Source organism: Bradyrhizobium forestalis, from assembly GCF_002795245.1.
Classification (GTDB): Bacteria; Pseudomonadota; Alphaproteobacteria; order Rhizobiales; family Xanthobacteraceae; genus Bradyrhizobium; species Bradyrhizobium forestalis.
Map to the genome: position 1 here is coordinate 86,509 of NZ_PGVG01000008.1, position 13,877 is coordinate 100,385.

Genomic DNA, 13,877 nt, shown 5'->3' on the forward strand with positions numbered 1-13,877 from the left:
TCGAACAAATATGTCCCCCATCTACCGCGTCGACGGCAACAGCGTCGTCACCAGTCCGGATGCGGCCGGTCCCTGGGACCGGCGCATGCAGCACGGCTCGGCACCGGCTTCGCTGGTGACGTGGGCGGCCGAACGCATTCCGACGCCAGTTGCGATGGACATCGCGCGGGTCACGATCGATCTGATGCGCCCGGTTCCGGTCGCGCCGCTCACGATTGCGACCGAGGTCCTGCGCGAGGGCCGCAAGATCCAGCTCTGCGAGATCAAGCTGCTCGCCGATGGCGTGCAGGTGGTCGGCGCCACCGTGCTCAAGATCAGGCGCCAGGCGCTGAGCCTGCCCGACGACGTCGAGGAGCTGCCGGTCACTCTGCCGTCTCCGGAGGACTCGCTTGCCGAGGACGGTCATGCCGCCACCAGCCCGTTCGTGCGATCGGTCTCGATGCGTGCCGCGCGCGGCCGCTTCGGCCAGGCCGGTGCCGGCGCGATCTGGTTTCGCGTCGACCGTCCGCTGATCGAAGGCGAGGCCGTCTCGCAGGCGATGCGCGCCGTGGTCGCCGCCGACTTCTCCAACGGCACCGCCTCGACGCTCGACTTCCGCGCCTGGACCTACATCAACGCCGACCTCACCGTGAGCTTTGCGCGCCAGCCGGTCGGCGACTGGATCCTGCTCGACGGCGATTCCTGGATCGGCCCCGATGGCGCGGGCCTTGCGATGTCACGGCTGGCGGACAGGCAGGGCTATTTCGGCCGCGCAGTGCAGAGCCTGGTGATCGAGAAGCGGTGAGGGCCGCCTCATTCCCGGTGTCTTGACCCGCGGAGGCGGGGCATCAGTACGCCGCAGCCCATCGGCTCAATCACCGCCGTCTCGGAGCATTGGATCGCCCTGTCAAGCCGGGCGATGACACCTGCTGTGTGAGAACTATGTCGCGCATTGCGCGCTTGAACGGCAGGCTTCCGCCGCCGCGGAAGGGATGCTTGGCATCCTGCCAGTTCACATTCCGTAGAAGATCTTGATCTCCCACAGCACCACGATGATAGCCGTGATCAACGTAACCGCGGCGACTGCACTTTCCAGGGAAGCGACTCTCATGTCTTACTCCGCTTCCCAGCCCCGTCAGCGGTCTAGGTGATTCCCTGATTCGCCGGCAATCGGGTGGGGATCGCCGGCGCGCACTCCGCCGCGCGCTGTGGTGCCGGGGCCACAACGACACCGTAAAATCCCGGGGGTTTTACCCCACCATCCGGTCCCGCCCGCTCCAGAAGCCCGCCCGCAGCACCTTCTTGTCGACCTTGCCGACGCCGGTCATCGGCAGCTGCTTGACGAACTGGATCTGTTTCGGCGCATGCGCCGGGCCTTTTCGCGTCTTCACGAGATTGATCAGCTCGTCTGGATCGGGCCTTGCGCCGTCACGCGGGACGACGATGGCGGTAACGGCTTCGCCCCATTTCTCGTCGGGGATGCCGACGACGGCGACCATCGCGACGCCGGCATGCTGCGACAGCACGTCCTCGACCTCGCGCGGGAAGATGTTGAAGCCGCCGGAGACGATCATGTCCTTCTTGCGGTCGAGGATGAACATGTAGCCGCGCTCGTCCTTGCGCGCGATGTCGCCGGTGTGGACCCAGCCGCTCTTCAGCGTCTCGGCGGTGATGTCCGGCTGCTTCCAGTATTCCGCCATCGCATGCGGCGCGCGCACGCAGATTTCGCCGGCCTCGCCCGTCTTCACGTCCTGGTCGTCGTCGTCGAGGATCCTGACCTCGCACGCCGCGATCGGGAAGCCGCAGGACAAAAACAGCTCCGGGTTTCTGGGATCGTGATCGGCCTTACGCAGCACCGAGACGGGATAGCATTCGGTCTGGCCGTAGAGCTGCGAGAACACCGGCCCGATGCGTTCGATACCCTCGAGCAGCCGGCTCGGCGACATCGCGGAGGCGCCATAGAGCACGAGCTCGAGCGACGAGAGGTCGGTCTTGCCGAGCGCGGGCTGATCGAGCAGCACGTAGATCATGGTCGGCACGAACAGCGTGAAGTTGATGCGCTCGCGTGCGATCGTCGTCAGCACCGCCTCGGGATCGAAACCCTTCAGCATGTGCACGGTGCCGCCGCGCATCAGGGTCGGCAGCACCTTTGTGCCCGCGACATGACTGATCGGTGCGACCGTGAGATAACGCGCAGCCTCGGGAATCTCGAAGTCGGCGAGGATCGCGCCGGCGGCCCCGCTGTTCTCGCGATGGTAGCGCAGCGCGCCCTTGGATTTGCCGGTGGTGCCGCCGGTGTAGTTCAGTGTGGCGAGATCGTCGGGGCCGGCGAGGCACAGCGGGCTTGCATGTCCCGCATGTGCGATCGCGGCCAGCAGATCGACGCCGTAGCCGGCGGGGCCCGCGGTGAAAACCGCCTTCAGCCGGGACGCCCTCGCAGCGAGCTCGCCGCCGCGGTCGCGAAAGGCGGCGGCATCGACCACCAGCATCTCGGCCTCGGAATCCTCGAGCTGAAACAGCTGGTCTTCCAGCGATCCCAGTGGATGCAGCCAGGTGATGCAGAGCCGCGCCAGTTGCGCGGCGACGCCGGCGCACCAGGTATCGGCGCGGTTCGCGGTGAGGAAGGCGACGCGCGCGCCGGGCTGTAATCCAAGCCGCATGAACACGCCCTGGATCCGTCCGATCAGGTCGATGGTGCCCCGATAGCTCAGCGATCCCTCAGGCCAGGCGAAAGCGGTGCGGTCGGGATAGCGCGACAACGCCCGTAGCGTCTGCGCACAAGCCGGGGATGTTGCGTGGAGCGGATCAGACATGTGTTTCCTCGTTGCTTTGTCACCGGCTTCTGGCGTGCCAATGTTGCTGACGACGCTAGCACAGAGACTGCGGGAGGAAACGACAAAGCCCGCGAGAGGGAGGCATGCATGCCATCGGATCGACTGCAACGCTTCCGCGATCGTCTCGCTCTGCCGCTGATCGCGGCGCCGATGTTTCTGGTATCGGGCGTCGAGCTCATGGTCGCGGCCTGTCGGAGCGGTGTGATCGGCAGCTTTCCCACCGCGAATTGCCGTGGTGCGGAACAGCTCGATACGTGGCTCAGTGAGATCGAAGCGCGGCTGCTGCAGCACGAACAACAGGCCGGCCGCAGGGCAGCGCCGCTGTGCCCCAACCTGATCGTGCACCGTTCCAATGCGCGGCTGGAGCAGGATCTCGCCGTGCTGCTGCGGCACAAGCCGGAGCTCGTCATCACCTCCGTCGGCTCGCCGGCGCCAGTGTTGAAGCCGCTGCACGACGCCGGCGCACTGGTGTTTGCGGACGTCGCCTCGATCCGCCACGCCGAGCGTGCCGTGGAAGCGGGGGCAGACGGGCTGGTGCTGCTCACGGCGGGCGCGGGCGGACAGACCGGCTGGCTCAATCCGTTTGCCTTCGTCCGCGCGGTGCGCGCATTCTATGACGGCATCATCGTGCTGGCGGGTGGCATCAGCGATGGCCGGGCGCTGCATGCTGCCGAAGTGCTCGGCTGCGATCTCGCCTATATGGGCACGAAGTTCATCGCCACGCGCGAGAGCATGGCGGATGACCGTTACAAGCGGATGCTGGTCGAGAGCAGCGCCGACGACATCCTGCTCACCACCGCCTTCACGGGCTTGCAGACCAGCATGCTGAGGCCGTCGATCATCGCTGCGGGTCTCGATCCCGACGACCTGCCGGCGCGCGGCGCGATCGACATCGCAGAGGATATCGACGTCGCCGCGCGCGAGAACCGGCCAAAGCGCTGGCGCGACATCTGGAGCGCCGGCCACTCGGCATCGGGGGTGACCGACGTGCTCGCGGTCGATGATCTGGTCGCGCGGACGATCGCGGAATACCGCGAGGCAGGTGGGCGCAATCGCATCCGTCACGGTTAATCCCGCAATGCTCCCTATCCCTCATTTAACGGCAGATTAACCATCGCCCGCCAAGAATCCCCTTCACGGCCGCCAATCAGGACCGAGAGGGACAGGCGATGGACTTCAATTATCTCGACGGCAAGACAGCTGCGACGCTGGACGAGATCCGCGTTCGCGTCGCCCATGCCCTGGCCCGCCACCCGCTGTGCCGCAACGTCCGTTTCGACATCGTCAGCGTCCCCCGGACCCGCCGCGGCGGCAATTGGACGGTGACGCTGCAGTCGGTCGAGCCGCGCGCGGTCTGGGAGGCCTCGGAGATCGTGGCCGACATCCAGGACGCCTATGATCTTGCGGCAGCTGCCTGATTTCCTTGGGCTTTCCCGGCGATGTCGCCACAGTCCGCGCGATTGCCGCTGCAATGGCACGGTTAAGCCTTAATTCTCGCCCAGTTTCCGGGCAGTGATCACGTGGACTTGAAGTCGGACGCGGAGGGACGTTTGTCCAAAGCCATCACCATCGTCGCGCTGACCTGTTTCCTCGTCCTCGGCGCCGCCACCACTGCCATTCTCGGCCGCGACAGCGTGCCCAGCGTCAGCGCCGCGATGATTGCCCAGACGCCCCCGCCCGAGCCGCTCGCAACCACCCGCGCCGCCAAGCCCGACCCTCTGGTTCCGACGCTCGCGCTGGCCTCGGCCGCGATCGAGCCGGTCCAGGTCGCCGCCGACAAGCTTGCGCAGGCGCCCGTCCTGACCGAGCCGCTGCGCCAGGCCTTCGCCGCCGCCACGCCCTCCGATTTCCCCATGCCGAAAGCAAGCGCGCACGAGGCGCCCGCCACGACCGAGGTCCCAGCCGTCGAAATTCCGGCCAAGCCGAAGGTCGTCGCCAAGCCGCAGCCGCAGAAGTCCTATTCGCTGCTGTCCGACGTGCAGATCGCGGGCATCAGGGATCGCCTGAAACTTTCGTCGTCGCAGGAATATTACTGGCCCTCGGTCGAGACCGCGCTCCGCAACGTCGCCCGCAAGATCCAGGCGAACAAGCTGTCGAATCCGAACGCGCCGCCCAGTGCGCAGATCGATCCGAATTGCGACGAGGTGCAGCAGTTGAAGTCGGCCGCGATGCCGCTGTTGTTCCAGCTCCGTGACGACCAGAAGGAAGAAGTGCGCAAGCTCGCCCGCCTCATCGGGCTCGAGAAGGTCGCGCAGCAGATCTGATGCGCGCGGTTCCTCTTTGAGGAGCCGCAGCCAGCAGGAACATCTGGCAATCCCCACGCGTTGCCCGCTCCAAAAGAGGGAGTGGATGAATGCGCGCCTCGACAGCCTATTTTGTCGGTGCCGGAACCATCATCGTAGCCATCGCCATTGGTCTCGGCGGCGGTATCGTTGCCGGCAACATCATGAATCCGATCGCGCCCAAGCAGGGCCCGGACACCGGCAAGGTGGCGCAGCGCACGGAGGCGAACGCGCCGCCTGAGCGCGTGAGCTATCTCTCCGGCTCGCAGGCCTTTGGCGCGATGATCGCTGCGCCCGCGCAGGCCGAGGCAAAGCCCGAAGCCGCAAAGCCTGATACGCAAACCACGCAGGCGAATGTTGAGCCGCCGGCGCCGCAGCCTTCGCAAGCCGCTGCAGTCGAGCCACCCAAGCCGGCACCGGCATCGCCTCCGCGCGCTGCGAAACCCGTCGAGCAGCAGGCTTCGACTGAGCCTTCCTCTCCCGACAACGCCTATGCCAAGGCGCGGGATTCCGACGTGAAGCGCGCCGCGTCCGAACGGCGCCGAGCCGAGCGTCGCGAGCGCTGGTACGAGCGCCGCCATTATTACGAGTCGCGCGAGCCGCGCGGCATGCGCGACCGCACCGATTGGGACGATGTCGCGCGCAACATCCGCGAAGATTCCGATGCGCGCGATTACGCGGCCCGGCCGCGCGGCGGCTTCCCCCAGATCAGGCTGTTCGGGCCTGACGACGATTAGCCTAACCGAGGATCGCCGCAGCTGCGCATTCGGCAATCAAGATCGTCGGCGCCTGGATATTGCCTGAGATCATGATCGGGATCACCGAGGCGTCGGCGACGCGCAGACCGTCGATGCCGCGCACCTGCAATCGCTTGGGATCGACGACGGCCAGGTCGTCCGTGCCCATCCGGCAAGTCGATGCGGCATGATAGAGCGTCGTGCAATGGCCGCGGATATAGTCGGCGATCTCGGCATCGCTGATCGCTTCCGCGCTCGGCGTGACCTCGCTTACGATCATCTCCTTGAGCGGTGATTGCGCGGCGATGCGACGGTTGATGCGTACGCCTTCGACCATGGTCGCGATGTCGCTGCCGCTCGGGTCCGACGCGAAATAGCCGGGGTCGATCGCGGGATCTTCGATCGGGTCGGCCGAGCGCAGCGTGATCCGGCCGCGGCTGTTCGGCCGCTGCAAGGTCGCATGCAGGGTGATGCCCGGCCTCGACGACAGGAAGCGGACATAGTCGCGGTGGGGGCTGATCGCGCCATAGAGCTGGAGATCGGGCTCGACATCGGGGCGGCTGCGCACATGGGCGCCGGCGGCGACCCAGGGCGAGGTGCGCGGACCGCTGCGATGCGCCTGCCACTCTGCAAGGCTCGCCGCGAGACTTTCGTCGGTCCAGGCGCCGACGCCGATCCTCTCCTTCGTGTAGAAGGTGATGGGAATGTTGATGTGGTCCTGCAGATCCTTGCCGACGCCGGGCAGGTCATGCAGGACGTCGACGCCGACCGCCTTCAGTTCGTCGGCCGGGCCGACGCCTGACAGCAGCAGTTGTTGTGCCGAGCCGATGGCGCCGGAGGCGAGCACGATCTCGCTGGTGGCGAAGGCGCTCTTCAGTTGCCCATTGTCGAGATATGCGACGCCGATCGCGCGGCCGCGCTCGATGATGATGCGAGTGACGCGTACGCCGGTCTTCAGGACGAGATTGGGACGCGCCAGCGCCGGGCGCAGATAGGCCTTGCCGGTGCCGAAGCGCTCGCCGTTCCTGATGACGAACTGGAAGAAGCCGGCGCCTTCCTGGGTGGCACCGTTGAAATCGGGGTTGTGCGGAAGCCCCGCGGCCTGGGCTGCCTCAAGCCACTTCAATTCGTTGGGATCGACGAAGGGCACGTCGGCGACGTGCAGCGGCCCGCTGGTGCCGTGGAAGGGATCGTCGGCGAAGCGCGTATTGTTTTCGAAGGCGATGAATTTCGGCAGCACGTCGCTCCAGGCCCAGCCCGCGCAGCCCGCCCGCGCCCATCCGTCGTAATCCGACGGCAGGCCGCGGATATAAATCATCGCATTCATCGCGCCGGAGCCGCCGACCATCTTGCCGCGCGGCCAGAAGATGCGCCGTCCCCGGCAGCCTGCTTGCGGCTCGGTGTAGTAGCCCCAGTCGGCCGCCGTATTGAACATCGTCGGCCAGTCGGACGGAATGTCCGAGGCGGGCGGGGCTGCGCGACCGGCCTCCAGCACCAGAATCTTGCGATTTGGATCGACCGACAACCGGTTGGCCAACACACAGCCGGCCGAGCCGGCGCCCACGATGATGGTGTCGTACATTGAAGAGCGCTCCGCGAACATTCACGTCGCGGAGCGCTTGCAAGATTCGTGCTCTGCGGATTGGCGCACTGCAATTCCTCTCCCGTGACAAGGCAGGGCTATCGCATTTGAGAGCTTTTCTCTGCTGCCATCCTTCGAGACGCCCGCTTTAGGCGGGCTCCTCAGGATGAGGGCGGAGTGTGCGGCAGCAGTTTCAACGGGTACTGAAGCCGATTAGCCTCATCCCGAGGAGGCGCGTCAGCGCCGTCTCGAAGGACGAGGCGTGCGCGCAGGCTGCCGCCACGAGTCATATGCGATAGCCCTGCGTGACAAGGGGGAAGGGGCGCTGTCAGCGTCGCGCTTTACCTCATGCCTGCGCGACGCAGGCCTTCGAGATAATGCGCACGATCCTCTTCCCGCAGCATCGGCAGCTCGCGCGTGATCCAGGCAAGCGAGACCTCTGGCTGGGCGCGGCGCAGGCCGTCCAGGGCGGACGCCGCGAGTGCCGGATCGCCGAGCATGCCGGCGGCGGCCGTCAGCACGCGGTGCGCGCCGACGAAATCTCCGCGCTGGCGCATCGATTCCCGTGCCATCTGCACGGCGCCTTCGTAGTCGCGGCCGACGAACCGGGCGTAGGCCGCAACTCCGCAATAGATCGCCGCGAGCGGGTCGCGCGGGCTCAGCCGCAGTGCCCGGCGGGCGGCGGCATCGCCATCCTGCCATCGTCCGGCATAGCACAGCGTCACGCCGTGGAAGGCATGCGCCATCGCGAAATTCGGATTGAGCCTCAAGGCCAGTTCGAATTCGGCCAGCGCGTCGTCGAAGCGGCGGCGGAACAGATAGGTGTAAGCAAGGCCGTGATGAGCCCAGGCATCCTCGCGATCGGCCTCCACGGCCGCGAGCGCCGCACGTTCGGCGACCGGCACGGTCGCGGCCATGTCGGCCCAGCCCATATGCGCGCCGAACATATGGCTGGCCGCGAGCAGGCCCAGCGCCTTGCCATAGGCGGGATCGACCGCGACGGCTTCTTCCAGCAGCTTTTGCGCGGCGGCATTGTCCTCGCGGGTGATGCGCCAATAATGCGACAGCGCGCGCATCACGAGGTCCCATGCATCCAGGCTGCCCGGCGGCTTCTGCTGGGCCCGGAAGCTTTCGGCGGCATAGAGCTGCGGCTCGACGGCGGCGACGATCGCTTCGGTGATCTCGTCCTGCACGGCGAAGATGTCGGCGAGCTCCCGGTCGTAGCGTTCGGCCCAGAGATGGCTGCCGGTCGAAACGTCGTTGAGCTGGGCCGAGATGCGCACCCGCCCGCCGCTTCGCCGCACGCTGCCTTCGACCACGTAGCGCACCCCGAGCTCCCGCGCGACCTCGTGGATGTGGACGGCGCGGCCCTTGTAGACGAAGGAGGAGTTGCGCGCGACGACGAAGAACCAGCGCAGCTTCGACAGCGCGGTGATGATGTCCTCGCTGATGCCGTCGGAGAAATAATCCTGCTCGGCCTCGCCGCTCATATTGGTGAAGGGCAGCACGGCGATCGCGGGCCGCTCGGGCAGCGCGAAGACTGCCTGAGGCTGGACGATGCGGACCGGCTCCGGTGGAACCGCGCCGTGCTGTGTCTGGACGTCGCCGACGAAGCGAAAACCCTTACGGGCAATGGTGCGGATCAGTGCCTGGTTCGCGCCATTGTCGCCGATCGCCTTGCGCGCTGCGTTGATCCGGCTGGTCAGGGTGGACTCGGAGACACTGCGCCCGCGCCAGATCTTGTCGATCAGCTCGTCCTTGCTGACCACCCGGTTGCGGTTCTGCATGAGGTGGACGACGAGATCGAAAACCTGCGGCTCCACGGCAATGGGAACCTGCTCGCGGCTCAGCTCGCGCCGGTCGGTATCGAGAAGGTGGTCCTGGAACAAAAACTGCACGTCGGAAACTCAGGCCTCATTACGAAATCGGGGCAAGCAAAATGACAAAATGAAATTTGGGTCGAAAATCGTGTGTCTGCCGAAGGGGACGCTTGGTTCATCGCGATCGCGTGATGGCAGCCATGCCGTTTTCGGAGGGGAATACAACCGCGACTGGAATGTTGCGGCCGGGGACCGCCGAGATCTGCTTCGCCCGGCACCGTCATCCTTCGAGGCTCCTCGTGCGCTGCTCCGCATCGCTCGCCTCGCGCCTCAGAATGACGGAGCAACAGGGGGACGTGCCGTCATAATGTCGCCGCGCGATAGATGTGGCGAACGGTGAATGCCCTTTGCCGAATTGGGCCGGCTGCGTAAGCTAGCGCCACACAAAACGCTAGCCACGAAGAAACGCCCATGCCTGCTTTTTCCGCCGCCACCACCGTGCTCGACTCCATGCTGTTTCGCGATGCCTTCGGCACGCCCGAGATGCGCGAGGTGTTCTCCGATGTCGCGACGGTCGCCCGCTATGCCGAGGTCGAGGTGGCGCTGGCCAAGGCGGAGGCGGCATGCGGCGTGATCCCGCAGGACGCCGCTGCGGCGATCGCCGCGCGGACCGACGTTGCCGCGCTCGATTTCGATCTGCTCAGGCAGGAGACCGATGTCGTCGGCTATCCGATCCTCCCTTTGGTGCATCAGATGGTGAAGCAATGCGGCGAGGCCGGCCGCTACGTGCATTGGGGTGCCACCACGCAGGACGTCATGGACACCGCCGTGGTGCTGCAACTGCGCGCCGCGCTCGAGATCGTCGAGCGCGACATCGTCGAGCTGCGCAAGATCCTGGCTGATCTGTCGAAGCGCCATCGTGACACGGCGATGGCGGGCCGAACCCATCTCCAGCAGGCGCTGCCGGTGACCTTCGGCTACAAGACCGCGATCTGGCTCGCGATGTTCGATCGCCACGCCGAGCGGTTGGCGCAGCTGAAGCCGCGCGTGCTGGTCGGCCAGTTTGCCGGCGCTGCCGGCACGCTGGCCTCGCTTGGCGACAAGGGGTTCGAGGTGCAGGAGGCGCTCTGCACTGAACTGAAGCTCGGCGTCCCCGCCTCGACCTGGCACGTCGCGCGCGACGGCTTTGCGGAAGGCGTGAATTTTCTCGCCCTCGTCACCGGCTCGCTCGGCAAGATCGCGCTCGACATCATGATCATGGCCTCGACGGAATTCGCCGAGGTCTACGAGCCCTTCGTCAAGGGACGCGGCGCCTCCTCGACCATGCCGCAGAAGCGCAACCCGATTTCATCGGAACTGATGCTTGCGGCGTCCAAGGCGGTACGCCAGCACGCCGGCCTGATGCTCGACGCCATGGTGCAGGATTTCGAGCGCGCCACCGGTCCCTGGCACGCCGAATGGATGGCGATCCCCGAAAGCTTCGTGCTGACCGCCGGCGCGCTACGCCAGGCGAAGTTCGCGCTCGCAGGCCTCATCGTGGACGAGGCGAAGATGAACGACAATCTCGCCATCAGCCGCGGCCTGATTGTGGCCGAAGCGGTCATGATGGGGCTCGCGCCGCAGATCGGCCGGCAGGAGGCGCATGACGTCGTCTATGACGCCTGCCGTCAGGCCAACGAGAAGGGAATGAGCCTTGCTGATGCGCTGTCCTTGGATTCACGGATATCGAGCCGCATCGATCGCGCCACAATCGAGGCGCTCACCTCACCGAAAAATTACCTCGGCCTTGCACCGGCCATGGTCGACCGGGTGCTGAAATCGGCAACGCGTTGAAAACCAAAATGCGTGAAACTGCGTATCTTTCGCGCGTCGCAAGACGCTCGCACACTTGTGTCTTGCGATGCTAGACTTAGATTGAGCGAGAGACTTTCGGCAGAGGGCCCGGCATGACTGATCAACGCAATACTTCCACTCCCATCGATCCCGCGAAGCTCGACCGGCTGGCCGAGGTGGCGGTGAAGGTGGGCCTGGGCTTGCGGCCGGGACAGGACCTGCTTTTGACCGCGCCCGCGATCGCGCTGCCGCTGGTGCGGCGGATCGCCGTGCATGCCTATAAAGCCGGCGCGGGCCTCGTGACGCCGATCCTGTCGGACGAGGAGATGACGCTGGCACGCTACCGCCACGGCCACGACAACAGTTTCGATCGTGCCGCCGGCTGGCTCTACGAGGGCATGGCCAAGGCGTTTTCGGACAACACCGCACGGCTCGCCATCGTCGGCGACAACCCGATGTTGCTGTCGGGCGAGGACCCGTCCAAGGTGGCCCGCGCCAGCAAGGCGAATTCGATGGCCTATCAGCCCGCGCTGGAGAAGATCGTCAATTTCGACACCAACTGGAACATCATCGCCTATCCGAGCCCGTCCTGGGCGAAGCTGGTGTTCCCTGATGATCCCGAGGACGTCGCGGTCGGCAAGCTCGCGGATGCGATTTTCGCCGCGTCCCGCGTCGATCGCGAGGACGCGATGGGCAATTGGGCGAGCCACAATGCGGTGTTGCGCGAGCGCACCAACTGGCTCAACGGCCAGCGCTTTCGCGCGCTGCAATACTCGGGTCCGGGCACCGACCTCACCATCGGCCTTGCCGACGGCCACGAATGGGAAGGCGGAGCCTCGCTGTCCAAGAACGGCATCAGCTGCAACGCCAATATTCCGACCGAAGAGGTCTTCACCACCCCGCATTGCCGCCGCGTCTACGGCCATGTGGTGAGCTCGAAGCCGCTGTCCTATCAGGGCACGCTGATCGACAACATCGCGGTGCGCTTCGAGGACGGCAAGATCGTCGACGCCAAGGCCTCGCGCGGCGCCGAGGTGCTGAACAAGGTGCTCGACACCGATGAGGGCGCCCGGCGCCTCGGCGAGGTGGCGCTGGTGCCGCATTCCTCGCCGATCTCGCAGAGCGGCCTGTTGTTCTACAACACGCTGTTCGACGAGAACGCAGCGTCTCACATCGCGCTCGGCCAGTGCTATTCGAAATGCTTCGTCAACGGCGCCCAGCTCACGCCGCAGCAGATCGCGGCGCAAGGCGGTAACCAGAGCCTGATCCATATCGACTGGATGATCGGCTCGGCCGAGACCGACATCGACGGTATTTTGGCCGACGGCAGCAAGGTGCCCGTGTTCCGCAAGGGCGAATGGGCGAAGTAGCGCTTCACCTCTCCCGTAGGGAGAGGTCGGATCGCATCGCAGATGCGATCCGGGTGAGGGGTTACGCTCTCGCTGATCGTCGCGGCCCCTCACCCGGATTGCTGCGCAATCCGACCTCTCCCCGCCGGGGAGAGGTGAACGTCATCGCGACAGTCTCGCTACCCTCACGCGGCCGCGTTGCGCAGCATCGGGTTGTTGTCGATGCTGAAGCGGTTGAACAGCGTCGTGAACGGGCTGCCATCGGTAGCCCGCACGATGGCGTCGGAAGCAGCCACCGCCTCGTAGAGCGCGCCGATGGGATCATCCGTCTCCGGCAGCTCGAGCGCGCCGCGGATGTCTTCGCGAGCTGCATTGACCTCATCCTCGTCGTCGAGCGTCGCCTCCAGCGCATCCGCCGCGCGCCGCATTTCGGCAAGGTCGCCGCCCGCCGAGAATTTGAGGATGTCGAGCCAGTAGGGACGGGTGACGACGAGCTGGATGAAGGCCTCGAAGCTCTCCGCGATGATGCCCGCGCGGCCTTCCGACGAGACGTAGAGCACATTCTGCGATGGCAGCAGCACGAACGCGCTGCCGGAGCCGTCACTGCCGATGTGCCGTGGGCTTTCGATGCCGTCGATGGTGAACCAGGGCTCCTCGTCCGGCGCGAAGAAGACATCGAGACTGCGGAGCCGGGCGACGACCCCGCTGTTGGCTGTCAGAACCTCGGGCGTGAGGGGCATCGGTGCGGCTCCTTCCAATACTTCGCGCACTTTGTCGCACCCCGGGAAAGATCGGTTCATGTGTACGGATTCGCAGGAAAATCGTGACGTTAACCGTTTCGCACCTGCAACTAGGGGCTGATTGTCGAGCTCTGCGTAAGAAAGAATTAAAAACCGGCTACTAGCGTCCCAACTTCTTTCGAAGCAATCCGGGCCGAGACCCGGCCATTCATATTATATCTTCTGGGGAAGCAGATGTCGCGCGCATTGATTGAAATCGGTAGTTGTAATGTGGATCTCGAGCTGCGGCCGATCGAGCCATCCTGGATCATCGAGGGCAATCCGGTATCGCGCTCCCGCGTCTTGTCGACCAGCGCCGACGGCACCGCCCAGACCATCATCTGGCACTGCACCGAAGGGCGCTTCAACTGGTACTACGACATCGACGAGACGATCATGATCATGGAAGGATCGATCGTGCTCGAAAGCGAAGGCATGCCGCCGAAGCGCTATGGCCCCGGCGACGTCATCTTCTTCCGCGACGGCGCGCATGCCAAATGGCATGTCGAAGGCCACGTCAAGAAGATCGCCTTCTGCCGCAAGACCAATCCGGTGATGATTGGATTCCTGATCCGCGTCGTCAACAAGCTGAAGAAGATGTTCGCCTTGACCGGCGAGCGCCGTCCGGCCTCGCTGATGGGTGCCGGCTAAAGCGGACAATAGGGTTTCAAGGACGCTTCCC

The 13,877-nt window shown here is 65.4% G+C and carries 12 protein-coding genes; 8 read left to right on the forward strand and 4 right to left on the reverse strand.

Features of this window, described 5'->3' with window-relative positions:
- Window positions 1-10: 10 nt before the first annotated feature.
- Complete coding sequence (locus CVM73_RS12260; RefSeq protein ID WP_100232243.1) at window positions 11-784, forward strand: thioesterase family protein; 774 nt, start codon at window positions 11-13, stop codon at window positions 782-784.
- A 445-nt stretch (window positions 785-1,229) separates the two neighbouring features.
- Here the strand turns inward: CVM73_RS12260 and CVM73_RS12265 are convergent, their stop codons facing one another.
- Window positions 1,230-2,792, reverse strand: a complete 1,563-nt coding sequence (locus tag CVM73_RS12265) for an AMP-binding protein (protein WP_100232244.1) — start codon at window positions 2,790-2,792, stop codon at window positions 1,230-1,232.
- A 108-nt stretch (window positions 2,793-2,900) separates the two neighbouring features.
- Here CVM73_RS12265 and CVM73_RS12270 point away from each other — a divergent pair, with 108 nt between their 5' ends.
- The 4 genes from CVM73_RS12270 to CVM73_RS12285 all read left to right on the forward strand — a co-directional run bounded on the left by CVM73_RS12270 (window position 2,901) and on the right by CVM73_RS12285 (window position 5,832).
- Entirely contained in the window at window positions 2,901-3,884 is a 984-nt protein-coding gene (locus tag CVM73_RS12270; RefSeq protein ID WP_167406798.1) for an NAD(P)H-dependent flavin oxidoreductase, read from the forward strand.
- Between the two features lie 98 nt (window positions 3,885-3,982).
- A complete protein-coding gene (locus CVM73_RS12275; protein WP_100232245.1) occupies window positions 3,983-4,231 on the forward strand; it encodes a hypothetical protein in 249 nt (82 codons plus the stop codon).
- 132 nt (window positions 4,232-4,363) lie between these two features.
- Complete coding sequence (locus CVM73_RS12280) at window positions 4,364-5,077, forward strand: hypothetical protein (protein WP_167406799.1); 714 nt, start codon at window positions 4,364-4,366, stop codon at window positions 5,075-5,077.
- 89 nt (window positions 5,078-5,166) lie between these two features.
- Window positions 5,167-5,832: a hypothetical protein gene (locus CVM73_RS12285; protein WP_100232246.1), complete on the forward strand. Its 666-nt coding sequence runs from the start codon at window positions 5,167-5,169 to the stop codon at window positions 5,830-5,832.
- Window position 5,833: 1 nt separating this feature from the next.
- On the opposite strand, the gene CVM73_RS12290 is transcribed toward CVM73_RS12285, so the two are convergent.
- Complete coding sequence (locus CVM73_RS12290; protein WP_100232247.1) at window positions 5,834-7,414, reverse strand: GMC family oxidoreductase; 1,581 nt, start codon at window positions 7,412-7,414, stop codon at window positions 5,834-5,836.
- A gap of 341 nt (window positions 7,415-7,755) precedes the next feature.
- Window positions 7,756-9,312: a winged helix-turn-helix domain-containing tetratricopeptide repeat protein gene (locus CVM73_RS12295; RefSeq protein WP_100232248.1), complete on the reverse strand. Its 1,557-nt coding sequence runs from the start codon at window positions 9,310-9,312 to the stop codon at window positions 7,756-7,758.
- Window positions 9,313-9,705: 393 nt separating this feature from the next.
- Between CVM73_RS12295 and pcaB the strand changes: the two genes are divergently transcribed.
- Together pcaB and CVM73_RS12305 are read left to right on the forward strand one after the other, a co-directional pair.
- Complete coding sequence (gene pcaB, locus CVM73_RS12300) at window positions 9,706-11,067, forward strand: 3-carboxy-cis,cis-muconate cycloisomerase (RefSeq protein ID WP_100232249.1); 1,362 nt, start codon at window positions 9,706-9,708, stop codon at window positions 11,065-11,067.
- Between the two features lie 113 nt (window positions 11,068-11,180).
- Window positions 11,181-12,437: an aminopeptidase gene (locus tag CVM73_RS12305; RefSeq protein ID WP_100232250.1), complete on the forward strand. Its 1,257-nt coding sequence runs from the start codon at window positions 11,181-11,183 to the stop codon at window positions 12,435-12,437.
- Window positions 12,438-12,601: 164 nt separating this feature from the next.
- Here CVM73_RS12305 and CVM73_RS12310 read toward each other — a convergent pair whose 3' ends face one another.
- Window positions 12,602-13,156 (reverse strand): hypothetical protein, encoded by a 555-nt coding sequence (locus tag CVM73_RS12310; protein ID WP_100232251.1) that lies wholly within the window; start codon window positions 13,154-13,156, stop codon window positions 12,602-12,604.
- A 234-nt stretch (window positions 13,157-13,390) separates the two neighbouring features.
- Between CVM73_RS12310 and CVM73_RS12315 the strand changes: the two genes are divergently transcribed.
- Complete coding sequence (locus CVM73_RS12315) at window positions 13,391-13,846, forward strand: cupin domain-containing protein (RefSeq protein WP_027575442.1); 456 nt, start codon at window positions 13,391-13,393, stop codon at window positions 13,844-13,846.
- Window positions 13,847-13,877: the final 31 nt, after the last annotated feature.